This window comes from Arthrobacter sp. NPDC058130 (genome assembly GCF_042884475.1).
Taxonomy (GTDB): Bacteria; Actinomycetota; Actinomycetes; order Actinomycetales; family Micrococcaceae; genus Arthrobacter.
Map to the genome: position 1 here is coordinate 188,595 of NZ_JBHVTV010000002.1, position 25,061 is coordinate 213,655.

Here is a 25,061-nt window from a genome sequence, read left to right on the forward strand (position 1 = left end):
ATGGCGCGCACCGGGAGCCGGTTGTGAATCCCGGACGCCGGTTCGCCGGACGGCCAGAAACCCGACGAACTTCACGCTGATTTCAACTTCACAGCATGAACCTCACCACGATTTCCAGGAGCGCAACATGACGATTGCAGTAACAGGTGCCACAGGACAGCTGGGCCGGCTGGTCCTCGAGGAACTGCTCAACGGCCAGGAACCGGCCTCGCTCGTCGCGGTGGTGCGCGACGCCGCGAAGGCCGAAGAGCTCGGTGCCCGCGGCGTGCAGGTGCGCGTCGCGGAGTATTCCGATCAGGCCGCGCTCGAAGCCGCCCTCACGGGCGTCGACAAGCTCCTGCTGGTCTCCGGCAGCGAGGTGGGCTCGCGGGTGGAGCAGCACGCCAACGTGGTCGCCGCGGCCAAGGCCGCAGGCGTCAGGTTCATCGCGTACACCTCTGTCCTGGCCGCCGACACCACCGCACTGATCCTGGCACCCGAGCACAAGGCAACGGAGCAGCTCATCCGCGCATCGGGACTCGACTTCACCTTCCTGCGCAACGGCTGGTACACCGAAAACTACGCCCAGACCGTGGCCACGGCGCGGCAGACGGGCGCCGTCGTGGCCGCTGCCGGTGACGGCCGGGTGGCCAGCGCCACCCGGGCCGACTACGCCGCCGCAGCCGCGGCCGTTCTCACCACCGCCGGGCACGAGGGCCGCACGTACGAACTCTCTGGCGACTACGCCTGGGACTTCAAGGAACTGGCCACGGCGATCAGCCAGATCGCGGGCAGGGAAGTTGTGTACCAGCCCGTCTCGGCACCCGAACTGGTTCAGCTCCTGACCACTGCCGGGCTGGACGAGGGCACTGCCGGATTCCTCGCCGCCCTTGACACGGACACCAAGGCCGGGCTGCTGGCCGCCGTCACCGGCGAACTGTCCGGCCTGATCGGAAGGCCGACGACGCCGCTGCTGCAGGCGTTGGAGCCGGCCGCCGCCAGCTAGGGCCGTGCCCCGAAGGACCAGGCAAGGGCATAATGAAGGCGTGAATTCCCTGCACGCCCTCGGGGCATAGAGGGCCCCTCGGTGGTAGCCGCAACTGATGGATGACGTGGAATCGCCAGCTGATTTCGGTCAGGCTGGTGACGGTGCGTGGTCGGCCGGCCCGCTGGTTCTCGGCGTGCCGTGGGAATTCGACGAGCGGCTGGTACGGGCCGCCGCAGGGCTCGCATCAGTCCTGGGGGCCCACCTGATCTGCGCGTTCGTCGACCCGGCGAGCTATCTCACGGAGTGGGACCAGGCCGGCTACCGGGACGGCACGTCCCTGGACCCTGCCCGAAACCTGGAAGCCGAGTTCCCGGCCCCTCAACTGCTGAACTGTCTTGAGGGCATTCTCGGGGCGCCCGGCGGCGCATGGTCCTTTCGGGTGTTGAACGGGGAAGTTGCCCGGGCGCTCGCTCGGCTGGCGGAAAGCACGGATGCGGCTGCGCTGATCGTCGGCGGGCAGCGGCCCGGGCGGGTTGCCCGGATGAGCCGGCTGCTGGAGGGCTCGGTCAGCGTGTCCCTGACACGCCTGCAGGTCCGGCCCGTCCTGATCATTCCGCACTCGGGGCAGTAGGCCGCCGCCGGCGCTGCACTGTGTCATAGCTGCGCTGTGTCTTAGCTGCGCTGTGTCTTCGCAGCGCTGTGTCTTAGCTGCGCTGTGTCTTCGCAGCGCTGTGTCTTCGCAGCGCTGGGTTTCATCCGCTCTGGTTTCATCCGCTCCGGTTTCATCCGCTCCGGGTGACGGCACCAGCCCCGCAGCGGCCATAGCGTGGGGTTACTCGCAACAGCCCCGGTGAATCGAAGTGAATGATGTCGGACCCAACCCAGCCTGCAGCCGTCACGTCCGAGTCGCGGGCGCTCGTCATCGGCAGCGCCGGCTTCCTGGTCCTCGGCAGCGTCGCGCTGCTGCTCGTCGGGCGGGAACCTGTCGCATTGTCCGGACGCGGTTCGGCCGGAGACATAGCGGCACTCGGCACCGCGGCCCTAGGGGCCGGGGCAGTGGTGGCCGGCTGCGTGCAACGCGGGCAACTCCGCTCAGCGCCGGCCCCGTCAGCATCAGCCCGCGCCGGCCGGATCCGCAACGGCATCGACATCGCCGCCCTCGCACTGACCCACGCCTGCATCTTCCTGCTTGGCTGGCTGGCGCTCTTCGCGATCTTCCAGCAGGCGTTCATCGGTGCGGTCCTCTACCCTGTGGCAGCTGCCGTCCTCGTCGGGACCACGGGGGCCGTCAGCGCCTACATCGCCTACCTCTCGGCGCTCGGCATGACCGCCTACCGGCTCGCCGCGCTCCTGGCCGGGTTCCTCGTCACCGGCGTCCTCACCAGCATGCTCACTGCGCAGGACCCACTGTGGTGGCAAGAGCACCTCAGCGCCCTCGGCGCGAGCTCCGATATCTCCGGGGTGACCTTCAACTTCACCTTGATCATCGCCGGCGTCGTGGTCACCACCCTGGCGGGATACTCCACTATGACGCTGGCGACGACGGCGGCGACCCCGTCCGCTCGTCATCGGGTCAGGCTGCTCGAAGGCGGGATCGTCCTCCTGGGCATCTTCCTCGCCTGCGTCGGCGTATTCCCCGTCGATGAGCGCTTCGGCCTCCACACCTTGGCCGCGTCCGGCATGGTGGTGGTGTACGGGTCCCTGATCGTCCGCATCCGTGCCCTGGTGCCGTCCATCCCGGCGACCTTCGCCGCGCTCGGCTGGGTTTTCCTGGCCGCCATCATCGCTGCCGCGGTGCTGTGGTTCCCCGTCGGCTACTACAACCTGACCGCGGTGGAGCTCATCGCCGCCTTGCTGATCTTCTCCTGGCTCATCGTCCTGATCCGCAACCTAGCCGCCGTCGACGCCGACCAGCTCGACGCGAACCTCCCGCCACCCCCGTCGCGTCAACCAGACGCCGCGGCGGCCCGGCCTGGTCCGGCCGCGCAGGATGAGACAGCGCCTGAGGCGTGAGTGCTCACGATCTACGAGTGGGTGGGTTCTTCGACCAGGGCTGTGGCGATGCTGTCCGCATCCTCTAACGCCGCGAGGTAGCGTTCGGCGTCGAGGGCGGCGGCGCAGCCGGTGCCGGCGGCGGTGATGGCCTGGCGGTAGCGGTGGTCCACGGCGTCCCCGCACGCGAAGACCCCGGTCAGGTTGGTGACTGTGGTGGGGGAGTCCACCTTGATGTAGCCCTCGGCGTCGAGGTCAATCTGGCCGGTCAGCAGTTCGGTCCGGGGGACATGCCCAATCGCGACAAAGATGCCGGTGGCGGCTTGTTCGCGGGTTTCGCCGGTCCGGGTATCCGTCAATGTCACGCCCGTCACTTTGGCGTCGCCGTGGATCTTGGTGATGGCGGAGTGCCAGGCGAAGCTGATCTTGGGGTTGTCCTTGGCGCGCTGGGCCATGATGCGGGAGGCCCGCAGTTCGCCCTTGCGGACCACCACGGTCACCGACTTCCCGAAGCGGGTCAGGAAGGTCGCTTCCTCCATGGCGGAGTCGCCGCCGCCGACAACAATGATGTCCTGCTCGCGGAAGAAGAACCCGTCGCAGGTGGCGCACCAGGAGACGCCGTGGCCGCTGAGTTTCTTCTCCTCGGGCAGGCCGAGTTCCTTGTAGGCGGAACCGGTGGCGAGGATGACGGCCGGGGCCTCGTGGGTGTCCCCGGCGCCAGTGACCACGCGCTTAAGGTGGCCGCTGAGCCGGACTTCGGTGACGTCGTCGAAGACCACCTGGGCGCCGAACTTCTCAGCCTGCTGTTGGAGTCCGTCCATCAGCTCCGGACCCTGGATGCCGCCCGGGAATCCGGGGAAGTTCTCCACATCGGTGGTGTTCATGAGGGCGCCGCCGGCGGTGACGGCCCCGGCGATGACCAGCGGCTCGAGGCCGGCGCGGGCGGCGTAGATGGCCGCGGTGTAGCCGGCAGGGCCGGATCCGATGATGATCAGCTGTTGGGTGCTCATGGAATGTCTCCTGGGTTCTGCGGGCCAAAACCGTCGACCTGACGTCATTCCAACTGTAGCGATGGATGCCGCCGGTGGCAGAGGCTTCGCCGTCGCCCGGGTTGTGGCATTGGATTCCGCCATCCTCCGGAGGACCAGGTGGCGTTCACCGTGGCGCATGGTCCCGGTAGGGCCATCACCTGTTTCGAATGACCCAAGGACCAGGGCGGGACGGGCGCAGCCGTGCGCCGCGGCTAGGCGGAGACCAGCGTCTTGGTCAGAACGGCGCCGCCGACCCCGGCCAGGACCGCGCCCGAACCCCCGACGATGATCCGGTTGGTCCGGGGCCGGGCGAGGACGGTAGTCACCTTCTTGAGTCCGCTGACCAGCAGCACGTACCAGGCCAGGGCGATCAGGAGGAAGATACCCGCCATCAAGGCGTGCTGGACGAGGGTCGGCAACGGGGTGAGATTGAATTGCGGGAAGAGCGACAAGTAGAAGACGGCGACTTTCGGGTTGAGCAGGTTGCTCACCATTCCTTGTACGAAGGGTGAACTGCCGCCGGGCGCGCGTTCCGCCGCCGGTGCCGGCTGCCTGACCGTCCTGGCAAACGCCTCGGCGAGCGCCCGGGCGCCAAGGTAGAGCAGGTAGGCGGCTCCGGCAATCCGGTTCCCGGTCCCAAGGACCTCCGAGGCCCCCAGCAGCGCCGTGACACCGAGCACGGCCAGTGCGGCAAGGATCGTGTTGCCCACCATGATTCCGGCGGCGGCTGTTGCCGCCGCGCGAGGGCCGCGGGCCGCGTTCCTGAGGACGAGGGCAAAGTCGGGGCCGGGCACCAGGACTACGACGAGGCAAGTCAGAACAAATGCCGTCAGCTGTTCGACCATGGTGGAATGCCTCCGGGGCTGGTTCTCGGTGGGGCGGGACAAGAAATCTGCCCCGCAGTAACGCCGAGGCCAGTCTCCTAGGTTAGGCCATCCCATGGGGTAGCTGGCGTCCATGGTTGGCTCGTCGGGTCCGCGAACCATTGTCTGTCAGGGCCGCGAGCGCCGAAACCTCACCCGCCGGGAATGATTCGGTCCTCGTGCCGGACGGCTAGCGTGGCATCAGCATCGCACTACGGTGGGCTCTGGCGGGATGCGTTCCTGGAGGTCCGGGCCTGTGCGTGCGCCCGCCCGGTCTACGGCAGAGGAGGCGGCATGTCCGGCTGTGAATCGACGCGGGACGCGGCGAGCCGCGGGGATGGCCAACAATGAACGCTCCCGACGACGCCGCGAACCAGCCTCCCGACGACGCCACGAACGTGCCGGTGCAATTCAACCAGAAGCTCGCGCTGCTGCTGGGGATGGCGATGTTCGTCCTGGTGGTCGACACATCGATCATGAACGTCTCAATTTCCGCTGTTGTCAGGGACATCAACAGCACGGTCAGCGACCTTCAGGCGACGATCGCCATCGAGGCGCTGGTGTCCGCAGCGTTCATCCTGATCGGCGGCAAAGTGGGCGACCTGATCGGGCGCAAACGCGCCTACGTCCTGGGCCTGTGCGGGTATGCCGTCGGCGCGATTGCGATGACGCTCGCCCAGAGCATCGTACCGATCCTGATTTTCTGGGCCCTGATCGGAGGCCTTGGCGCCTCGCTCCTCCTTCCCGCCATGCAGTCCCTGATCCACGGCAACTTCGACGGAGAAGCCCGCAAGCGCGTCTATGCCCTCGTCGGAGCCTCGGCGGCGATCGCCGCCGCCGTCGGGCCCCTGTTGGGCGGCTTCATCACCACCTTTCTCTCGTGGCGCGTTGCCTTCATGCTGGAGGCCGTCATCATTGCTGTCGTGTTGTCCGGAATCAAGCTCGTTCACGATGTGCCATATACGGGACCCCGGGAGTTTGACGTCGTTGGATCGGTGTTATCCGTCATCGGCATGGGAGGCATTGTTTTCGGCATCCTGGTCTGGCAGGAGGGCGGCGAGGCCGTTGGGGCGCTCCTGGTGGTCGGGGCCGCCGGCCTGGCCGGGCTGTATTACTGGCTCGTGCGGCGGGAGCGCCTCAGCAAGGCGATGCTCCTGGACCCGGGACTGTTCCGATCGAAGGGCTTCCGGTTTGGCGCCACCCAGCAAATGCTCCAGCAGGTCGCCCTCGGCGGCACCATGATCGTGTTGCCGATCTACCTTCAGATGGTCCTCGAGTACAACGCGATGCAGGCAGGGTTGTCCATTGCGCCGCTCTCGCTCAGCATGTTCGGTGTCGCCCTGCTGGCGGGCAAGCGGGCCGGAACGCGGCGTCCGGCAGGCATCATCAGGTGGGGCTTCATCCTCCTGATGGTGGGGTTGCTCGCCATCCTCCCGGTTGTGCCGCGTGCGGACTCCGGCTGGTGGCTCCTGATCCCGCTCATCATTGCGGGCTGCGGCCTCGGACTGTTGGTATCGCAGCTGAACAACTACACCCTGTCCCCAATCTCGGACGAACGCGTCAGCGAGGCCGCCGGTGTAAATTCTGCGGCAGGTTCGTTCGGACTGTCCTTTGGCCTGGCCTTCGCCGGAGCCATCATGCTGGCATCGCTCTCGATCATCTTCACCAGCCTCGCGACGTCCAGCACAGTGCTCCCGCCGGCCGAGCAGCAGCAGGTCGCGCAGGTCCTCGAAGACGACGCGCAAGTAATGAGCAATACCCAGCTTGCTGAACTCCTGGCCGGTCAGCCGGCGGAGATCCAGGCCGAAATCATCCGCATTAACACCGAAGCCCGGCCTATCTCCCTCCAGATCGGCCTGCTCATTCCGATCCTCGCCAGTGCGGCAGGCCTGCTCATCTCATTCCGCATGATGCGTATCCCGGATCCCAAGCCCTCCGGCTCCGGAGAAGGCGCGTTCCTGGATTGACCGCTTTCCTCGATTGAGGCTGGCCGCGGCATGGGCCCAATCTGTGGGCCTGATCTGCGCGGGCCCAACGGTCAGAGGTGCACTCAGAGTTGCAGGAGGCTGTAGCCGACGATGAAGAGCCCGATCGCCAGGGTGACGACCGCCGCGATCCTGCGCCCGTGGCGCTGCAGCCAGTTGTAGAAGGTGGTCAAGGGCGCTTGGGCGCGCTCCGGAGACTTCAGCCACACCGCGACGGGCACGACGACGGCGGACTGGGCCACGAGGGCGTAGGCGAGGATCAGGATGCTCCCTTCCAGCGGCGACGGTTCCTGGACACTGATCACGGCACCTGCCGTGACGGCCAGCAGGATTGCCTTGGGGCGAAGGTTCAAGCCCAGGCCCAGGACGACGAATTCCCAGGGCCGGGCGGAGCGGAACCTCGACGTCATCTTGCCAAGTATGGCGTTGTCCCGCTGGCCCTTGCTCACGAAGAGGTAGACGGAGTAACCAATCAGAAGTGCACCGATCCAAATGGCAAACTGGGCCACCCATTCTTCCTTACGCAGGAGCGGAGGGCGGACGGGCAGGAACTGCAGCCCGACCGCCGACAGGCCCACCACCACAACCGAACCCGCAAGGCTGCCGATCAGGAAGGGAAGGGCGCCGCGGCGTGGATTTGGGGAAAGCAGGATCATGATCGTCACACTGACAGGCACGGTGCTTATCGCCCCGGCGAGGCCGAACAGCAGCAGGCTCGTGACAGTGCTCAGCATGCGATTCTCACCTGCCCCGGGCAGCATCCTGACGGCGTGTCATGCTGTTGGTGCGGTGCCGGCGCCGGTGGTGGTGTCCGGCCGGTCCCGCCGCGGCCGGCCGCGGCGGGACCGGATCGCTTCGTCCTCTTGCTTGAGGAGAAGTTGAACGTCTGTTCTGTCTCCCGTCAACGGCCGCCACCATGCGAGCGCGGGATCGGAATCGAGCAGGATGGCGCGGACAAAGAGCGTCAGGGGGACGGCGAGGATGGCGCCTACGGGCCCCAGGACCACAGCCCAGAAGAGGACGGAGACAAAGGTCAGAGTCTCGCTAAGAGACACAGCGCTGCCCACGTACTTGGGTTGAATGATGGACTGGATGACGCTGTTGATCCCGCCGTAGATGACGATGATCGCCACGACCGTTGTCCAGCCACCGGTGAGGAATCCAAAGAACAGCGGCGGGACGATCGCGATGAAGTAACCGATGTTGGGGATAAAGCTGCAGATGAAAGACAACAACCCCCAGAGCAGGGCCCCGGGGACTTGCAGGATGACCAGGACCAGCCAGTTGAAGATGCCTTGGGCGACCCCGAGCACGGTGGTGGCCACCATATAGCGGCGCACACCAGTTCCGAAGACGTCAAAGGCGGCGACCAGTGCCGGCCGGTGGAAGTTCAGATGCGTCAGGATCACAGGTACCCGCGAGCCGTCGATTGCCATGAGGATGAGCATTGTCAATATGATCACGAGACTGGTGACCAGGCTCGCGATGTTCCCCAGGAGGCCGCCGAGGAACCCGATGATACGGCCGGGGGTGAACCCGTTCAGGACTTCCTGGGCTTGCTGGGGGCCAAAACCGATAGATTCCAGCGCATTGGAAATGGTGGCGCCGAGCTGTTGGATTTGGGGGGCGTATTGGGGCAGTAGCGCGGAAAACTGTGCCAGTGAGGCAATGAGGACGGCGGCGAAGGCGGTCAGTAGTCCGAAGACGGCCGCGATGGTGGTTCCTGTGGCAATTCCCCGGGGAATTCCCCGTCCTTGCATCCAGCGGCGCAGGGGATGGACACACAGCGTGAGCACGAACGCAAAGAACACGGGTGTGACAATTCCCCGCATCGCACCGAGGCCGAATGCCACTACGGCCGCGCCGGCCAGGGCGAGCAGGATGGTTACGCTGCGGGGGAGGGCCGGACGTGGACCGGGTTCCGATGATGCCGGCTCCATTGGGCCCTCCTTGGTTCAGCCTGGTTCCACCTTAGGGGCGAGGAGGCGTGCTGAGTAGTGACTTCATTGTGGCTTGTCCCCGACTATGAGGGATCCCCAATCTGTGTCAGACGACTACCTTGCTCTTGATCCGGTTGAACTCCTCCGGAGTGATGGTTCCAGCGTCCATGAGTGACTTGGCCTTAGCGATCTCCTCAGTTGGACTCGCCGAGGCGGCCTGGCGAATATATTCATCGGTTTCCGCCCGGCTCTTGCGTGCCGCCTCCATTGACCGCTGCGCCATTCCCTTGCCGCGCGCAACCATGTACGTCAATACGGACAACAGGGGTACAAAGACCAGGAAGAGGATCCAGACGACCTTCCACCAGCCGCTGAGTTCGTGGTCGCGGAACAGGTCCCCGATCACCATGAACAACGCCCATAGGAAGGCGAAGAACGCATAGAAGATGAACATCCACCACAAGAATTCCCAAAAGTTCTGGAAGAAACTCATTTTGGCTTCCCTACTTTCCATTGGCGATCATTCAATTTGCGGGGGGTTGCTTGTGAACCAGGCGCCGTGCGGGCGATGAGGTCACAGGCCCAACACCCATGCGGGGCCCTAGCATTTGGCGTCATTCGTGAGGTCGCTGACGGCGGCCTGCACGTTTGCGGCTTCGTCCCGAAGGGAGTCGACTGCCTGGGTCAGGGTCGCGGTGTCGGGAACGGCGTTGACCGCGGACGCAAACTTCTGTTGCGCAGACTTGACGGCATCCACGCGTTCTTTGGCGGCGTCGCCGGCTGCCGTGACGAGATCATCATAGGCTTTAGCCACCTGCTCCCGGGCCGACCGGATCTGCTCCAAAGTGGCACCTGGCTTGAGGGTGTCCTTGAAGTTCGTCAATGATGCGGAGAACGCAGCAGAGGTGGCGCACACTGGTGAGACGCTCGGGGTCTGGCTGGTGGCGGGGCTGGCGTTCGGACTTGTGGTGCTGCAGCCGGTGAGCAGCCCGATTGCGGCACCGAGCGCAATCAGTGCGCGGACTGGTCGTGGTCTCGACATTGCAAGGCCCCTCTCTCCGTGGACTCGCGCTCTTCATGCGCTCGCGCACTTTTCATGGCTCGCGCCTGGCAGCCCAATCACTGGCAGGTACAACAAGTGTTGGCTTCGGACAACCCGGGCGCCTCACCCGCCGGGGGTGATCCTGCGGGCGGCGCCCAGGCCCGCCCGTGGCCCGTCGAATCACCCCCGGATGATGATGTGCGGGCCCGGTACCCATGATGGACTGCTGTCCAAAATGAGGAGGACGTCATGTGCCGTTGGCTCGCATATTCGGGTTCACCCGTGAAACTGGATGATCTTTTGTACAAACCTGTCCACTCGCTCGTCATGCAGAGCAAGCACGCCCGCATGGGAGTCGAGACGACCAACGGCGATGGCTTCGGCGTTGGCTGGTATGGATCGTCTCCGACGCCCGGGGTGTTCCGCAGCACAGAGCCGGCCTGGCACGACCGCAATCTCCGCGAATTGTCCGCGCAGGCATCCGCCGGCCGCGTTTTCGCGCACATCCGGGCCACGACAGGATCGGCGATTCAACAGACAAACTGCCATCCGTTCCGGCACGGCCGCTGGCTGTGGATGCACAACGGGCTCATCACGGATTTCCCGACCGTGAAGCGCGACTTGGCCTTCGCCGTCGAGCCCTCGCTGTTTCCGTTGATCGAGGGAGCGACGGACTCGGAACTGTTCTTCTACGTCGCGCTCACCTTCGGCCTGGAGCAGAACCCGCGTGCTGCGGTCGCCTCCGCGGTTGGTCTGATTGAAGACGTCGGCAAGCGCCACGGCATCCAGTACCCCATCCAGATGACCGTGGCGACCACCGACGGCGAGAGCACATGGGCGTTCCGCTACTCCAGTGAAGGCATGTCGCGCTCGCTGTTCCACAGTGCCGACATCTCCACGCTTCGCGCCCAGTACCCGGACAACCCGATGCTCCAAGAGCTCTCCTCCGACGCGCGCGTGGTGGTTTCCGAACCGCTGGGGGACCTGCGGGGGGCCTGGAGGGAAATACCGGAATCCACATGCCTTGTGGTGCACGGAGCCGGAGAAGACCTCTTCCCGTTCACGCCCACGGCTCCCTAACGCTGGCTACTTTCACCTCGATCCCGTCCCTCAGTGAAGAGGGATCGTGGGGTTCGGCTCGTCCGGGGGACGCTCCGCCGTGACAGGCTTTGCGGGAGGCGCCGCCGCGGACTCCTCTTCACCCGCGGGTACGGGCTTTGCGGGTGCCACTGCCGCGAACTCCTGAGTCGCGGACTCCTGGCCCGGCGCGGGTATGGGTCCTGCAGGAGGTGCCGGGGGACCCCCCGCGAGGGCGGTCGCTTCGCCGTCCGGGCCGTGCGCAACGGCGGGGCGGCACAGCAGTTCGACCAGGAGAATGACCAGCACGGCAAGGACCGCTGTCCAGATGGCGACGGCCGCCGTCGGGTCCTGCCAGAAGATCAGTACCAGCACAGCGATACCGACCACCGTGGCTTCCAGTATCCGACGGTAGCGGGCCAGCCAGCGTTGCCACGGCTGGGCCTGGCCGGCACCGACCTTCCCGGTGATGTAGTCCCCGGCACTCGCCAGGCCGTGCCGGACAAACTCCGCGGGGCGGGAGTGGCCGCCGAGAAAAGCTGCCACGGCAATGATGAGTCCCACCACGAAGACGAGGCGCAGGCTGTTGCGCAGAGGCACCAGGAGCGTTTCGACCAGGCTTTGGGCCGCCGCCGGGGAGACCGAGTCTGGCGGAATCGAATTCAGGAGGACGCTGCGTCCGATCACAAGTACCAGTGCAAGCACCGCCATGGATATGGCCACCGCCAAGCCGACGCCGCTGATGGTGCTCCGTTTCCTGCCACTCGGGGCCACCGCAATGGCACCGACGGCGCTGATCACCGTCAGCCACGCCAATATGGGGGCGGTCGCATCCAGAGTTCGGATGGCATTCGTGGCCCGGACCAGTTCGGGCGACTTGAACAGGGTGATCTGCGCGTCAACGTCCGGAATCCGAGCGGCGATGCCTACCCCCTGCTGGACCAGGGCACTCTTGACCTGGGCAATGATTTCCTTCGTGGAGATCGTCACCGTGCCGCTTTGGTCAATACTTACGGTGCCGCCGGCGGCGTTGCCGGTGGCGAGGTTCACCAGGCCCTGGTGCGCCACGCGGTTTACCTGCACCCAAAGACCCTGGAACTGCGGTGTGGCGACGAATTTGGACACACCCGTGTGAATGAGGTTCTTGGTCTGCTCCGCAATCGCCGGGGCCAGCCCGGTGATCACCGCGGCCACACGTGGTGCCGTTTTGCTCAGTTCGTTCAGCGCGTCCCCAATGATGGTCTTGAAGTCCACGGCGTCGGTGATCTGCTGTGTGACCTTGTCCGCGATCTCGGCCTGGATCGCAGGGTCAGAGGCCAACGGCGCCACAGTTGCCACGTAGTGATCGGTGTCGATGAGTTCACTGCGCAAATACATGGCCGGCACCGCGGCGAACGCCAGTACGGCCGTCAGGACCACCAGCACTATGGCGATGATCCGGCGGGCCAGCCCCGGATGCGTCCTGGCAGGCCTCGGAGGTGCCTTCCTGGCCTCGTCCCGTTCCTGCTGCAACCGGGAAACTTCCGCACGCAGCCGGAGTATTTCTTCCTGTTCCGTGCCGCTGGAGCTCGGGGGCTGATCATGAAGAGACATAGGGTTCCGCCTAGGTTGCAACTCGTCGACCCGGCCCGATGTACCGCGGTTGGGCACTCATGACAATTTTCATTGTCCACGCGGTGCGCCCGTGCAACCCCACCCACACAGGGTGATCTGTTCCTGCTGCGGGAGGGTTGCCGCCCCCGCTGCTGCGCGGCGCCTCTGGCCACGCCGTGCCGCCTGGCGCATCGCGTCCGCTTGCCGCCAAGAGTTTGAAGTGCCGCTACTATATTTCCCGCCAAATATCCCGCCATTTCCGGCCAATCTTCACTAAATGGGTTCAGCATCACCCGTTCTGGGTGATGAAGATGGTGGCTTCCGCCTACTGGCCCAGACGTCGGCCCGCCGCGAAAAAGGCCACTTTAACCACTAATAGGAGAACCCCCAGATCAGCGATCATTTGGACGGAAACCACTGACCGCGCCAGTTGACTCACCGGAGTAATGTCACCGAAACCAACGGTCGCAAAGGTGGAGGTCGTGAAGTACAAGGCGTCTGTTTTGCTCAAGGGTTCGCTAAATGACGATGGGTCAGTTAGCGACAGCGATGTGTAAAGCAGTCCGAAAAGGCACAGAAACATGAGAACGGCCTCGACCACTGTCACGGCCGCCCGGAGCTGGGGGATATGCGCCGCTAGAATCATCCGCAGTTGAAGGGACAGTGTGGCGAGAAAGACCAATACGACAGCGGCCAGGCGGATCCAAGCAGCCGCCGGATTGTCCCCGTTGAATCCCCCTATTGGAATTACGAAGTAGAGGGAGAGGACCAGTACGGTAAATGCAGCCAGACGTGCTGCCGCATAAATAAGGACCTGCCTCCGGCCGGCTTTATCGAGATCACGGAGGAAAATCGGGTCCGTCTGGCTTCCGTGCTTCGTAGCCATGACTGATGATACCCCCGTACCGCAATTCGCGGGGCGCCGCAGGAGCGTAGCGTCGGCTGTCGTTTGGAGCGCCACGCGCAGGCGCACAAGGGGTCTTTGCGCCCTGTTAGGGCCCTTTTGTGTCCGCTTAGCATGTGCTATGTGGGAGAAATGCAGAACGCTGGATGGCTGCCTGGTCCTCAGTTCAAGATCCGGCCACCGCTGCGCGGTCTTGGAGCGTTGGCGCGTCCGCGCCTGGAAAACGCCTTGTCCGCATCCGCCGATTCGCACCGCTTGACGCTGGTCGCAGCGCCGGCCGGCTACGGCAAGTCCACGTTTCTGGGCGACTGGGTCCGCAACTGCGATCTGCCGTGCGCCTGGCTGTCGCTCGATCGGTTCGATACCGAGCCGGCACGGCTTTTTCACGGGGTTGTCGGGGCGATTCAGCGCGCGGCGGGCACGATGCCCATGCCGGGCAACGATGCACTGATGGCTCTTGACCAGAGTCTCGCCCATGACGGGGCTGCCTCCTACGACCTATTGCTCCGCGCCCTCGAGGAGCTCACGGAGCCGATTGTCTTGGTGATCGACGACGTCCACCTGGCCGGGCCGGGGCTAGCAACTGGAATCGTCGGGGTGCTCGCCGCGTCGGCGCCCCCGTCACTGCGGCTGGTCCTGTCCGGGCGGGGCCATACGTCCATCCAGCTGGAAAGGTTCAGGTACGGCGAGGGCCTCGGCGAACTGCGCGCCCCCGAGCTTGCCTTCACGCAGGAGGAAGTCGCCCAGTTTGCCTTTTTGCTGGGACAAGACGCAGCTTTTGACGCTGGTTCCCTCTGGAGAATGACTGCCGGCTGGCCGGTCGCCGTGCACGCGGGAATCGTCTCGTTGGCGCAGGCCCGCAATGCGCCAATCACGACGCCGGTCACGGCCCCGGGAACCACTGCGACGCATGTACCGCTCGCCGACTACGTCGCGGAAGAAATCCTCGACCAACTCGAACCGTCACTGGCGGAGTTCATCTTGCGAGCCACCACCTGCGACTGGCTTGGCCGGCGGCTTGCCGTCGAACTCTATGGCCGGCCGCACGGCGGCGTGCTGCTTGAGGAGTGCCTTCGCAACGGCCTGTTCATCGAGGAGCACGACTACCGCGGTGGTGAATCGATGTACCGCTGGCATTCCCTGTTCGCGGCGCAGTGCCGACGAATACTTGAGAGGCGCGACCCCCTGCTTGCAGAGCGCCTGCACCGGGTGGCGGCGCGGTACTACCAGGATTCTGACGTCGTTGAGTGCACAGCCCAGGCGCTGCAGGGGCGGGCGCCGCGGCAGGCAGTGATGTCGCTCGGAGCGCACTGGCTCGACTTCGTGCTGGGAAACGACACCCAGAGCCTGGAACGGCTGTGCCGGGACCTGCCTGCGCCGTGGAGCGAGGACCCCGAGGTCTTGATGATCAGATCCGTTTGCCGCATGCTTTCCGGGGACAGCGCCGCAGCGGCGGAGCTCACCGAGCGGGCACTATCGCGGACGTATGTCCTGGATGCCCTTCGCCGGCGGAGGCTTGAGGCGTGCCGGGCCCACTTCGAGCCGACGCCGTCCGTCGGCCGCCAGGACGTCCACGCCACCCCGGCCGACGGGGGCCGGCCAATTAGGGACATTTCAGAGGACAGCCACTCTGCTGCCTGTTCGACCGGACTCTTCCTCCTTGCCGAGGCGGAATTTCGGCTGCACCGCACCGGCGACCTCGCGGAAGCCCTGCTCCAGGCAGCCGGCGGAACCGGCAACCCGGTGCGGCTGGAAGCGATAGAAATCTGTGCCCAGGCCGATCTTGCGTTAGCGTTTGCCGGAGCCGGTGATCTGGTGCGCGCCTCGGAGGACGCCACGAGTGCGTTGGATCGCGCCGACGCGCTGGGCTGGAGTTCGCAGGAGCGGATGGCTCCGGCTTGGTTGGCCCGCGGTATTGCGTGCTACTGGAACGACAACCTGGCAGCTGCCCAAAAATACCTGGCGCGGGCCCAGCGGTTGGGCAGCGAGCTATTCCCGGCAGGACCGCTCAGTGTCATCTATCGGGTATTGACCGATTGTGCCATTGACGATCCGGGCCGGCTTGCTGAATCCAGCTCGGCGTTAGCATCCTTCCACACCCGGGGACTGTACAACGTGTCATGGAACGCCCTGCACACTATTGCCGTCGCGAAGGTCGCTGAAGCCCAGGGCGACCTGGAGGGGGCATTGGCGATCGTGCAACCGCTGGGCGCCGGCGGCCATGGGGCGCTGGTGGATTCGTTGCTGGCGGAGCTGCTGCGGCGCGGAGGGGAGATTGACGCAGCCCAACGTTGCGCGGAGTCATTGACTGGCCGGCGAGGCAACTCCTATGTCGACACCTGCGCGAGCCTGACCGAGGCGCTCGTGGCCCACGGAACTGGAGACACGGCTACGGCGCATGAACGGATTGAACATGCGGTCCACCGTGCCGAGCCCGAATCCGTCTTCCGCCCCTTCGCGGAGCGGCGGGAGGAACTCGCGGACCTGCTGGTGCAGCATGCCGTCTGGGGCACGGCCCACGAGTCCTTCATCGCGGCCCTCATGGCACGTGATACGCAGGGCGGTGCCCAGCTTCGGACTCAGTCGTACTGGAGCCTGACGGAGCGCGAACGCGAGGTCCTGGCCTACATGCGCTCCATCATGACCGCGGCCGAAATTGCCGACGCGCTCTACATCTCCGTGAACACGGTCAAGACGCACGAACGGTCCATTTACCGAAAACTCGGGGCCGGAAGCCGGCGCGATGCCCTGAAAACAGCCGCCAAGCGCGGCATAGTGTGAGCCGGGGGCCGGGACGGGCCCCGCCGGATAATTCACCCGGCCTGGGTGAGGCCCAGGCTGGCAGCGAGGTTGAGACTTGGTGTAGCGCCGGGGTACCCGGGGGTGGCCTCCGCAAGATGCGGTGAAAGTCGGGAATCATGACAAACGCGGATTCTTTTGTGATTGTGGTTGGGTTTGACGGTTCCAAGCAATCCCGCGGCGCCCTCGAGTGGGCCGTGGAAGAAGCCCGGTACCGCGACGCGGAGTTGCGGGTTGTGACTGTTTGGAGCAAGGCGCCGATGGCGTGGTATCCCGCGTTGCTTGAAACCGCAGCAGGGGAGGTTGTGGCCGAAGAGTCTCCGGAGCAGCAAGCGGCGGCACTCGGAGCGGAGGCGGCGCAGTCCGCGACGGGTGTGAACGTGGTTACGCGGATCATTCACAATGACTCGGCGGCGTCGGCAATCCTCGAGACCGCGCGGGATGCCGATCTGGTGGTGGTCGGCTCCCGCGGCCACGGTGGCTTCGCGGGCCTGCACATTGGATCGGTCTCCGCCCAGGTGGCTAACCACTCTCCGTGCCCTGTCCTGGTGGTCCGTCCGAAATCCGTGGCGCCCTGATTCCAACGAAAGCCAGGAGGGCCGTCACCGGCGATTGACCGCTCCTGTCTAGAGCCCTTACGCCCGCGCCTAGTGCCGCACGCCGGCACTGACCTCGGCTGTGAACCCGAGATTTCGGGAGACCGCCCTGGCTGTTGCCTGGACAGCCGGCGCCAGCACGTTCGGGGAGTGCCGCCGTCGGGAACCACAATGGAAAGTGCCGCGACGACGGCACCCTGAGCGTCGAAAATGGGGGAGGCCACGGAGACCGTCCTGGACGGCGCTGACCTTCTGATCATGGCGACGCCCGTGCGGCGCACGTCGGACAACGTGCGCCGGAGCTGCCCCTCCGGCATGGCGTCCACGCCGGCCTCTTCATCAGCAGGCTGCTTGATGACGGCATCCATGCCTGCCGGGTCACGCGCCATCCTTGACCTGCTGGTGGACGACTTCATCGCCCACCTGCCGGACGGACCGAGGGCCGCGCGGCGCCGGGAAATCCACGAGCACTACGGCCAGACCTGGTTTTGCTGGATCGGGGGCTGGACCCCGGGGATGCCTTTTACTTACGCATCCAGAGTCCCGTGGTCGTCATGGAACTGGATCACCATACCGGCGTCTTCCTCAGCAACGACACCCCGGCGCCGTTCCACATGCAGACCGTGATGCGCACACCCAACGGCAACGACCACGGCCGCACGCTCGTCCGCCAGCACCAGGGAGCCCGCCCGTTTCAGGACTGAATCCGCAGCCGCCGAACAACAGATAGGGTCCGGAACTTTCGAGGAGTTCCGGACCCTATCTGCTGCCGAGCCGTGTTTCTTGGCCGGGCCTTAGATGTCCAATGCTGCGCGTCGCTGCGGCGGGGGACGCACCACGGTCAGGTCCATCTCGGCCTGGGCGCGGCCGAAGCCCTCCATGTCCATGTAGGGTTCGCCGCCCTCGGTGTACATGTAGTCCTCGGTCGGTTTGTTGAAGTACCCGAAGAAGCCGTTGAACACCGACGGCGTCAGGAACCCCACCATCTGGGTGCTGTGCGAATCGAAGGCGAAGGAGTGGATGGTTCCCGCCGGTGCGTGCAGGAAGTCGCCCTTGGTGAGCAGGACCTCGCGACCATTGGCGTAGATCCACATCCGGCCCTCGGTGCAGAGGAAGTTCTCCGTGTGCTGTTCGTGGAAATGCAGCGGAATGTAGGGGGACTTGGCGCCCTTGGTGTGGACAGCGAAGTAGTTCGAACCCGTATTCGCCGGCCGGGACAGGTATGTGAACATGGTCTGGTAGCTGACTAGCCGCTCTCCCTCGCCGACGCTGAGGAAGTACGGGCTCTGGCGGCCGGCAGCCCGGCATCCTGGCGGAAGGACGGCGCTACCCGTTCGACGTCGGGGAAGGTCATGCCGAATTCTGCGCCCACTTCGGCGCACTCACGCAGGCTCGGCTTCCGGCCCGCCGTAACAGGCGGGACGTGCGAATCGATAGGCGTGCCGACGCGTTCGTAGTACGCCTCGGCCCCGCCGGGGGTCATCCAGTTCAGGAAGCGCGTGTAGTGGCTTGCCATCCGGTAGGCCACCGGGAGTTGTTTGTTCATTTCCTCAACGCTGAGGGGCGTCGCATCCTTCTTTCCTGTCAGTGGATGGCGGGCTGCCCCCAAGAATGCCTCCGATTCTCTGCCGGGACGACCTCCATTTCCAATGGATGAAACACTTCCGCCCGTTTCTCGCCAAGCCGCTGAACCTTCGGGTGGCGGGTTCAGGCCCGTTGTGGACCTTCCGGGCCGCTTCCTAGGTGCCCGGCGCGTTCCCGGATACGGTCCTAAGGCCCTGTTTTCGTGTCAGTCCCCAAAGTTAGGGTGGCGTGAGGCGCATGGCGGTCCGCGATTCGAGCCGGTGCGCCCTCAGCCAACAAAACGGGGGGAAATTTTGTCCAACGATTCAACCATGACCTGGCCTCTCGGCGATTCGGGCCGAACGGCGGCAATGGAGCCGGCCGAACGGAGCGAATCCGCCGCCGCCTATTGGGACGGCTTCAGCCCAGCAGCGTCCCCGGCAGCCAGCCGTGGTGCCTACTGCAGCGAACATTGGCCGCCCCTGTAGGCGCGGCAGCGTCTGCGGCGCCCGCCCGTACGGGGCTGTTGGCTCCTGTTTACCCAGGATTTACGCGGCTGACCTTGCGGGTGTTTCAAGGCCACGGCGAGACTATTAGGACGGGCTGACGTCATTTCTTCAGCCGCAAGGACAAACCAGCGGGCAGCAGCGAAGCTTCCCCTTCCACGCCGTGGCAAGGATGCCCGGAAGGGGAGCCCGCAAAAACGGGAGGATCGTCATGGCCGGCACATTTGAACTCTTCGTAGATGCCGATGCCTGCTTCAGGTTCCGGCTCAGGGCCCCGGACGGGGCAGTACTGGCCGTGTCAAAGGGCTTTGCAGACAAGCCCGCAGCCGTTGCCGGCATCAGCGCGGTGCGCGAGTACGCCGGCATGGGACTGATCAGTGACCTGTGCCCGGCAGAGACGCCCCCAAGCCCGGCTGCACCGCGGCCAAGGGCAGCGAGCGCACCCGTGCCAGCCGTCGACCGGCGGGTACATGACAACGACCTCCGCATCCGCGCACGGGCCCTCCGCAGGCCGGCGCACAATCCGGGAGGTGTGGGCGTCGCCTAGTTACGGCTCCATTCCAGCCCTGACCGGAACGAACTCAATCTTGTTCGCGGGGTGGACCGTCTTCTTCGGTGCCCGCGAGAACCCTTTGGCGTCCAGGTGGTTCTGGGTCCGGTACTCCGCCAGGGCCTCGTCGTAGAGGCCGTTGAGCCGGCGACCGGTGTAGACCCCCTCCGAGCCGTCCGCAAACGTGATGCTGATGAGCGTCTTTTCCGGGAAATGCCTGTTCATCCGAATGAAGCCGTCGGCGTCCTGCTTGAGGTTGATCATGTGGTCCCCACTTTCGTGATCGAGATGATCCAGTCTCCCGCCTTCGTTCTGCCGAATCCAACCGGTTCGCGGGCCGCCGCCGATCAGGGACGTCGACCTACCTGGGCGCATAGGCGTCCACCGCCTGCTCAATGACGGGACTGTATTGGTCCCATGCGTCGGCCGGTGCGGCGGCTACCAGGACGCTCCCACCCTGTGATCCTGCAACGAGGCAGGCGATCTCCCGGTATTTGTGCGCGCCAACCCGAGTTACATAGGTGTCCTCCACGCATGAGCCGACTCCTCCCCGGAACGGCATTCCGGCACGGTCTGCGAGCCGGTTCGCGGATGCGGCGTTCTCGCCCGTGAGGTGGGCGAGCCGAAACTCGGGCCAATTGGACAACGATTCCTCGCCCTGTTGAGGCGTGGCGTTGAGGTAGATTCTGAGGTCACCGTTTGGCGCCTTGGCCGTTGCGGATACGCTGCCGGGGTCGCCCGGGACCGGGCTGGCATCCGGCGGGACGGACAGCACTGCTGTTGCGTCCGGGAGTTCCATTGACTGCCACCCTGCCGGCGCCTGGCCGGCATGGAACCAGGCGAACGGTGTTGCGCCGGAGGGGGAAGCCGCCGGTGCCCGGTTCCCGGTTCGGGAACCGCAGCCACCGGCGCCCAGCACCGCCGTCGTCCCTAGCAGCGCGACGAACAACAGTGCCGTTCGACGGCGCGGTCCTGGTCCCGCCGTGGTGCTATTTGTTGCCGTCACCGTCGTCCGGTCCTCCGTTGTTATCGGCATCATGATCGTTCCCGCCACGAGCCGGAGCGGGCTGCGGAACCATGGGCCGCGGGATCATCGGACGCGGAACCATCGGGCGCGGTGCCGGGGCCGCGGGCGGAACGACGCGTCGCGGTGCCGGGGCGGGAGGCCGCACCATCGGGGCCGGCACAATGGCGGGCGGAGCAGGGGGTGCCGGGGCCACCTGCGACGGGAGCGGCGCCGGAGCCGGCGGTGCCGCAGCTTCCTGGGACGTAGCCGGCGGTGGAGCCATGTAAGGGTCTGCGGGGTCTTTGGGCGACGGCGAGGGGCTCCCCGTCGCGGGAACTGATGGCACCATGTTTGGGGCCGGTGCGGGCGTTGCAGGGTGCCCGGCGAAGCAGGCCGCCAGCAGCAGGGTGGTGCTTAACGCCGCGGCGGCAGACGCCGGGCGGGAAATCTTCATTGCGCTCTCCTCGGGAAAGGCCGGCCAGGAACGGCCGGGCTGTCCCTACAACGGTCCCGGCAGCCCGGGGGTTCAACGGCGGCCCCGGCCACTGCCTGAAGCAGGGCACGGTGAACTGATCGTCGGCCGGCGTCGTCCTACATCCAGGAGGCGGAAATGTCCGATCAGGAGGCAGAGCTACTGCGGTCGCTGCACGAGGCCTACGGCCCGGCGCTATGGCGGTTCGTCATGAGAATGACCCGTGACAGTTCGCTGGCCGACGACGTCGTGCAGGAGACCCTGATCCGCGCCTGGAAACACCCGGCGATTCTGCAGCGCCCGGAGGCGGCGGTGCGGGCGTGGCTCTACACGGTTGCCCGCAATCTCGTCATCGATGACCGGCGCAGCGCCCGCCGCCGCCACGAAACGGAAACCGACCAGCTGCCTGAGATTCCGGAGTCGGACCGGGTCGACAGGATCCTGGATGGGTGGCTTGTCTCGGATGCCCTCGCGGGATTGTCCGCCGAGCACCGGGCCGTCGTCGTTCACTCGTACTATCTGCGGGAGACAACGGCCGAGATCGCGCAAAGTCTTCAACTGGCCGAGGGAACCGTGAAGTCGCGGCTGCACTACGCGCTGAGGGCGATGCGGCTGGCCCTGCAGGAAGGGGGCGTGACTCCGTGAGCTCCAACGGAACCGATGAATACCGCCGCTGGGATGCCGCGTACGTGCTGGGATCCTTGGTGTCCTCTGAGCGTCACGAGTTCGAGGAGCACCTCTCGGGCTGCGAGGGCTGCAGGGCCGCCGTCGCCGAACTTGCCGGACTGCCGTCCCTCCTGGCCGCGTTGTCAGTCGAAGAAGTACAGGCCCTCGGCCGGACTGACGGCGAAAGCCCGACCCCGAGGCTGCAACCCGGGCTGGCCAAAAGGGTCCAGCACGGGCGGCGGCGCACCCGCCTGGCAGTCGCCAGCCTCATGCTGGGCGCCGCTGCCGCCGCCGGCGCAGTCACCGTTGCGGTGACGTCCTCCCCGCCGCCGGGCGCTCAGACCCAGGCGGCGTCCGCAACAGCACTGAACTTCACCCCGGTAGCCGACAGCACACTGAAAGCCACGGGATCCCTGACCAGGCAGCCGTGGGGAACGCAGATCGACTGGAAGTGCACATACACCCCCACCCCGGCCGACTACGCCACACCCGGCGTTGTCCGCACCCCGGAGGAGTACGGTTTGGTGGTTGTTGACTCCCGCGGTGCCGCCACACAGGTGGCCACCTGGACGGCGACTCCCGGGACAGTGGCCACGCCGACGGCGACCACCCTGGTCCGGGTTGACGACATCCGCCGCGTCGAAATCCGTGCCGTGGCCAGCGGCAAGACAATCCTGACTGCGCACCCGTAACCCCGGCCACGCGTATTGCAGAGACAATGGAGGCGTGACTTCCGCGACCGCACGACTGGACCCAGCCTGCTCCAAGGGCCTCTTCGATCTTGGCGTCGTCGGGGCGGGCCTGACCTTCGCGGATTCGCTGGGGGGCCTCGCCGCCGCACTGCGGGGCGGCGGTGCCGGCGCATCCGCGGTGGTCCAGGCTCGTCCCGGGACGGGCAAGACGACGCTCGTCCCACCCTTGCTCGCCAACCTCGCCGCCGGAAGGATCGACGGCGGAAGCGGCGGCAGTCCGCGGATCGTGGTCACCCAGCCGCGCCGTGTCGCTGCCCGCGCGGCAGCCCGGCGCCTTGCTTCCCTCGACGGCACCAGGCTCGGTGACCGGGTCGGCTACACGGTCCGCGGCGAACGCCAGGCGGGCCCCGGTACTGTGATCGAGTTCGTTACCCCCGGCATCCTGCTGCGCCGCCTCCTGGCGGACCCGGGGCTCGAGGGCACCGATGCCGTCATCCTCGACGAAGTCCACGAACGCGGGCTGGAAACCGACCTCCTCGTCGGCATGCTCGCCGAGGTCCGGCAGCTGCGCGGTGACCTCACGCTGGTCGCCATGTCGGCGACCCTCGACGCGCCGCGCTTCGCCGCCCTGATCGGTGGCTCACTGATCGGCGACTCACTGATCGGCGACTCACTGATCGGCGCCGGGACAGACGGAAACGGCGACGGCGGCCCGGCCCCGGTTATCGACTGTCCCTCCGCACTGTTCCCCCTGGATGTGGAATGGGCCCCCGCGTCCGTGCCGCGGCTGGACGAGCGCGGGGTGGCCCGTGCCTTCCTGGACCACGTGGCGGACACGGCAGCCGCGGGGCACACCGCCGCGCTGGCTGCCGGACGGGACCTTGACGCCCTGGTATTCGTCCCGGGCGCCTGGGAGGTCTCCTACGTTGCCGCCCGGCTGCGCGGGCGGAGCCACGCCGAGATCCTGGAACTCCACGGCCAGGCCGGCCCGGCTGAGCAGGACCGCGCAGTCTCCGGGCGCGAGCCCGGGGGTGCCGCCCGGATCATCGTTTCCACCGCACTGGCCGAATCCTCCCTCACCGTCCCGGGCGTCCGGCTGGTCATCGATTCCGGGCTGTCCCGCGAGCCGCGGCGCGACTCCGGCCGCGGAATGTCCGGCCTCGTGACAGTGTCCTGCTCCCGGGCTTCGGCTGAACAGCGCGCCGGCCGTGCCGCACGCCAGGGCCCCGGCACCGTGATCCGCTGCTATGACCAGAGGGCCTTTGGCGCGGCGCCGGCCCACCAGACTCCGGAGATCGCCGCAGCCGACCTGACCGGCGCCGCCCTTGTCCTGGCGTGCTGGGGAGCCCCCGGCGGCCGCGGACTCGCCCTACCGGACGCTCCGCCCCAGGCCGCGATGGACGACGCCGTCGAAGTGCTGCGGGAACTCGGCGCCGTGGCGCCGGATGGTCACGCAACCGGGCTGGGCAAGGTCCTGGCCCGGGTCCCGACCGACCCGCGGCTGGCCCGAGCCCTGCTGGCCGGCGCCGCGACGGTAGGCCACCGCGTGGCGGCCGAGGCGGTCGCCCTCGTTTCGGGGGACCAGCGCGCTCCTGGCGCGGACCTCACCCGCCTTGTGGCTGCCCTGAGGACAGGGAGGGATCCCGGATCCCGGCGCTGGGCGGAGGACGTCCGGCGGATGGAGACGATCGCGCGGCGGGAGGGGTCCGGCGTCGCGCCCTCCGGACCTGCCGGCGCCGTGGGCGCCGCGGAGGCGATCGGCTTCGTCGTCGCCCTGGCTTTTCCGGACCGTGTGGCGCGCCGCGTTCCAGGCGACGGGCCAGCCCAATACCTGCTCACGTCCGGAACGCGGGCCGGGCTGCCGGCCGGCAGCCCGCTGTCCGGGCACGAGTGGCTGGGCGTGGCCGAAGTGTCACGCGCGCAAGGGCGCGACGCCGCGGGGACCGGCGCCCTCATCCGCTCCGCGGCGCCGCTGACGGCGGACACCGCAGAGGCGGCCGCCCGCCACCTCCTGGGCGACACCTTGCAGGCGAGGTTCAGCCAGGGCCGTGTCTCGGCCCGGCGGGAGCGCAGGCTGGGCGCAATCGTGCTCTCGTCCACTCCGGTACGGCCTCCCGCGGACGAAGGCCGTGCAGCCGTGGGCCGGGCCCTGGCGGGCGAGGGGCTGGCGACCATCGGCTGGTCGCCGGCCGCGGAGGCCTTGCGCCGCCGTCTGGCCCTCCTGCACCGGGAGCTGGGAGGGTCCTGGCCCGACGTTTCAGAACCGGCGCTGCTGGCCCGGCTGGACGAGTGGCTGGCCCCGGAGCTTGCCGCGCTGGCGGGCGGCGCATCCACGGGCGGGATCGACCTGGCCGGGCCGCTGAGTCGACTGCTTCCCTGGCCCGAGGCGTCCCGGCTCGGTGAACTGGTGCCTGAGACGCTCGCGGTCCCCAGTGGTTCCCGGATCCGGATCGACTACCCGGAGGTTGGTGACACCACGGGCCGGCCGGTGGTGGCCGTCAAGCTGCAGGAGTGCTTTGGCTGGGCTGAGACGCCGCGGCTGGCGGACGGGCGCGTGCCGGTGCTGTTCCACTTGCTCTCACCGGCACGCCGGCCGCTGGCCGTGACGGACGACCTCGCCTCGTTCTGGTCAGGGCCCTACGCGCAGGTCCGGGCGGAAATGCGCGGCCGCTATCCCCGGCATCCGTGGCCTGAGGACCCGTGGACCGCACCGGCGACAGCCCGGACCAAGCCGCGGAACTGACCCGAAGTCCGGTCCGGGCCGGACTCCGGCCTCACACCACCGCTGGACATGTCCCGCTGCGGCGACGAAGAGTG

The 25,061-nt window shown here is 66.7% G+C and carries 23 protein-coding genes and 2 pseudogenes; 12 read left to right on the plus strand and 13 right to left on the minus strand.

Features of this window, described 5'->3' with window-relative positions:
* The first annotated feature begins 127 nt into the window (after positions 1-127).
* The 3 genes from ACFVTM_RS05010 (at position 128) to ACFVTM_RS05020 (ending at position 2,980) form a co-directional block, all read left to right on the plus strand.
* Positions 128-985: an NAD(P)H-binding protein gene (locus tag ACFVTM_RS05010; RefSeq protein ID WP_390202289.1), complete on the plus strand. Its 858-nt coding sequence runs from the start codon at positions 128-130 to the stop codon at positions 983-985.
* 97 nt (positions 986-1,082) lie between these two features.
* On the plus strand, positions 1,083-1,598 hold the full coding sequence (locus tag ACFVTM_RS05015) for a universal stress protein (protein ID WP_390202290.1): 516 nt from the start codon (positions 1,083-1,085) through the stop codon (positions 1,596-1,598).
* A gap of 233 nt (positions 1,599-1,831) precedes the next feature.
* On the plus strand, positions 1,832-2,980 hold the full coding sequence (locus tag ACFVTM_RS05020) for a hypothetical protein (RefSeq protein WP_390202291.1): 1,149 nt from the start codon (positions 1,832-1,834) through the stop codon (positions 2,978-2,980).
* 11 nt (positions 2,981-2,991) lie between these two features.
* On the opposite strand, the gene trxB is transcribed toward ACFVTM_RS05020, so the two are convergent.
* Both trxB and ACFVTM_RS05030 read right to left on the minus strand, forming a co-directional pair.
* Positions 2,992-3,969 carry a thioredoxin-disulfide reductase gene (gene trxB / locus ACFVTM_RS05025; RefSeq protein WP_390202292.1) on the minus strand — a complete coding sequence of 326 codons (978 nt, stop codon included), beginning with the start codon at positions 3,967-3,969 and terminating at the stop codon, positions 2,992-2,994.
* 233 nt (positions 3,970-4,202) lie between these two features.
* Positions 4,203-4,835, minus strand: coding sequence for a LysE family translocator (locus tag ACFVTM_RS05030; protein WP_390202293.1), 633 nt, complete (start codon positions 4,833-4,835; stop codon positions 4,203-4,205).
* A gap of 365 nt (positions 4,836-5,200) precedes the next feature.
* Here ACFVTM_RS05030 and ACFVTM_RS05035 point away from each other — a divergent pair, with 365 nt between their 5' ends.
* Entirely contained in the window at positions 5,201-6,820 is a 1,620-nt protein-coding gene (locus ACFVTM_RS05035; RefSeq protein ID WP_390202294.1) for an MFS transporter, read from the plus strand.
* 83 nt (positions 6,821-6,903) lie between these two features.
* On the opposite strand, the gene ACFVTM_RS05040 is transcribed toward ACFVTM_RS05035, so the two are convergent.
* The 4 genes from ACFVTM_RS05040 to ACFVTM_RS05055 all read right to left on the minus strand — a co-directional run bounded on the left by ACFVTM_RS05040 (position 6,904) and on the right by ACFVTM_RS05055 (position 9,820).
* Entirely contained in the window at positions 6,904-7,572 is a 669-nt protein-coding gene (locus ACFVTM_RS05040; RefSeq protein ID WP_390202295.1) for a GAP family protein, read from the minus strand.
* A gap of 39 nt (positions 7,573-7,611) precedes the next feature.
* The gene (locus ACFVTM_RS05045) at positions 7,612-8,778 is read right to left on the minus strand and encodes an AI-2E family transporter (RefSeq protein WP_390202296.1); all 1,167 of its coding nucleotides are present in this window, start codon (positions 8,776-8,778) and stop codon (positions 7,612-7,614) included.
* 106 nt (positions 8,779-8,884) lie between these two features.
* Positions 8,885-9,271 (minus strand): hypothetical protein, encoded by a 387-nt coding sequence (locus ACFVTM_RS05050; protein WP_390202297.1) that lies wholly within the window; start codon positions 9,269-9,271, stop codon positions 8,885-8,887.
* Positions 9,272-9,379: 108 nt separating this feature from the next.
* Entirely contained in the window at positions 9,380-9,820 is a 441-nt protein-coding gene (locus ACFVTM_RS05055; RefSeq protein WP_390202298.1) for a hypothetical protein, read from the minus strand.
* 249 nt (positions 9,821-10,069) lie between these two features.
* Here ACFVTM_RS05055 and ACFVTM_RS05060 point away from each other — a divergent pair, with 249 nt between their 5' ends.
* A complete protein-coding gene (locus ACFVTM_RS05060) occupies positions 10,070-10,900 on the plus strand; it encodes a class II glutamine amidotransferase (RefSeq protein ID WP_390202299.1) in 831 nt (276 codons plus the stop codon).
* 30 nt (positions 10,901-10,930) lie between these two features.
* Here ACFVTM_RS05060 and ACFVTM_RS05065 read toward each other — a convergent pair whose 3' ends face one another.
* Positions 10,931-12,490 (minus strand): hypothetical protein, encoded by a 1,560-nt coding sequence (locus tag ACFVTM_RS05065; RefSeq protein WP_390202300.1) that lies wholly within the window; start codon positions 12,488-12,490, stop codon positions 10,931-10,933.
* Positions 12,491-12,815: 325 nt separating this feature from the next.
* Entirely contained in the window at positions 12,816-13,376 is a 561-nt protein-coding gene (locus ACFVTM_RS05070; RefSeq protein ID WP_390202301.1) for an ion channel, read from the minus strand.
* A gap of 246 nt (positions 13,377-13,622) precedes the next feature.
* Here ACFVTM_RS05070 and ACFVTM_RS05075 point away from each other — a divergent pair, with 246 nt between their 5' ends.
* Both ACFVTM_RS05075 and ACFVTM_RS05080 read left to right on the plus strand, forming a co-directional pair.
* Positions 13,623-16,175: a LuxR C-terminal-related transcriptional regulator gene (locus tag ACFVTM_RS05075; RefSeq protein WP_390202302.1), complete on the plus strand. Its 2,553-nt coding sequence runs from the start codon at positions 13,623-13,625 to the stop codon at positions 16,173-16,175.
* Positions 16,176-16,312: 137 nt separating this feature from the next.
* Entirely contained in the window at positions 16,313-16,771 is a 459-nt protein-coding gene (locus ACFVTM_RS05080) for a universal stress protein (RefSeq protein ID WP_390202303.1), read from the plus strand.
* Between the two features lie 239 nt (positions 16,772-17,010).
* Here the strand turns inward: ACFVTM_RS05080 and ACFVTM_RS05085 are convergent.
* Positions 17,011-17,205: pseudogene (locus ACFVTM_RS05085) on the minus strand (hypothetical protein); the annotation flags it as partial.
* Here ACFVTM_RS05085 and ACFVTM_RS05090 point away from each other — a divergent pair.
* Positions 17,156-17,493 (plus strand): annotated as a pseudogene (locus ACFVTM_RS05090) (DUF3500 domain-containing protein). The pseudogenes ACFVTM_RS05085 and ACFVTM_RS05090 sit on opposite strands and share 50 nt — an antisense overlap.
* A 90-nt stretch (positions 17,494-17,583) precedes the next feature.
* Here the strand turns inward: ACFVTM_RS05090 and ACFVTM_RS05095 are convergent.
* Positions 17,584-18,021, minus strand: a complete 438-nt coding sequence (locus ACFVTM_RS05095) for a quercetin 2,3-dioxygenase (protein WP_390202304.1) — start codon at positions 18,019-18,021, stop codon at positions 17,584-17,586.
* A 14-nt stretch (positions 18,022-18,035) separates the two neighbouring features.
* Positions 18,036-18,335 (minus strand): hypothetical protein, encoded by a 300-nt coding sequence (locus ACFVTM_RS05100; RefSeq protein WP_390202305.1) that lies wholly within the window; start codon positions 18,333-18,335, stop codon positions 18,036-18,038.
* 734 nt (positions 18,336-19,069) lie between these two features.
* Between ACFVTM_RS05100 and ACFVTM_RS05105 the strand changes: the two genes are divergently transcribed.
* The gene (locus ACFVTM_RS05105) at positions 19,070-19,405 is read left to right on the plus strand and encodes a YegP family protein (protein ID WP_390202306.1); all 336 of its coding nucleotides are present in this window, start codon (positions 19,070-19,072) and stop codon (positions 19,403-19,405) included.
* On the opposite strand, the gene ACFVTM_RS05110 is transcribed toward ACFVTM_RS05105, so the two are convergent.
* Both ACFVTM_RS05110 and ACFVTM_RS05115 read right to left on the minus strand, forming a co-directional pair.
* Positions 19,406-19,672 (minus strand): hypothetical protein, encoded by a 267-nt coding sequence (locus ACFVTM_RS05110; protein WP_390202307.1) that lies wholly within the window; start codon positions 19,670-19,672, stop codon positions 19,406-19,408.
* 97 nt (positions 19,673-19,769) lie between these two features.
* Complete coding sequence (locus ACFVTM_RS05115) at positions 19,770-20,447, minus strand: hypothetical protein (RefSeq protein WP_390202308.1); 678 nt, start codon at positions 20,445-20,447, stop codon at positions 19,770-19,772.
* A 577-nt stretch (positions 20,448-21,024) separates the two neighbouring features.
* Between ACFVTM_RS05115 and ACFVTM_RS05120 the strand changes: the two genes are divergently transcribed.
* The 3 genes from ACFVTM_RS05120 to ACFVTM_RS05130 are packed head-to-tail and all read left to right on the plus strand — an operon-like array spanning position 21,025 to position 24,987.
* Complete coding sequence (locus ACFVTM_RS05120) at positions 21,025-21,531, plus strand: sigma-70 family RNA polymerase sigma factor (RefSeq protein WP_390202309.1); 507 nt, start codon at positions 21,025-21,027, stop codon at positions 21,529-21,531.
* Entirely contained in the window at positions 21,528-22,244 is a 717-nt protein-coding gene (locus ACFVTM_RS05125; protein ID WP_390202310.1) for an anti-sigma factor family protein, read from the plus strand. The genes ACFVTM_RS05120 and ACFVTM_RS05125 overlap by 4 nt, the downstream gene beginning before the upstream one ends.
* Before the next feature lie 34 nt (positions 22,245-22,278).
* Positions 22,279-24,987, plus strand: a complete 2,709-nt coding sequence (locus ACFVTM_RS05130) for an ATP-dependent RNA helicase (RefSeq protein ID WP_390202311.1) — start codon at positions 22,279-22,281, stop codon at positions 24,985-24,987.
* Positions 24,988-25,061 lie beyond the last annotated feature (74 nt).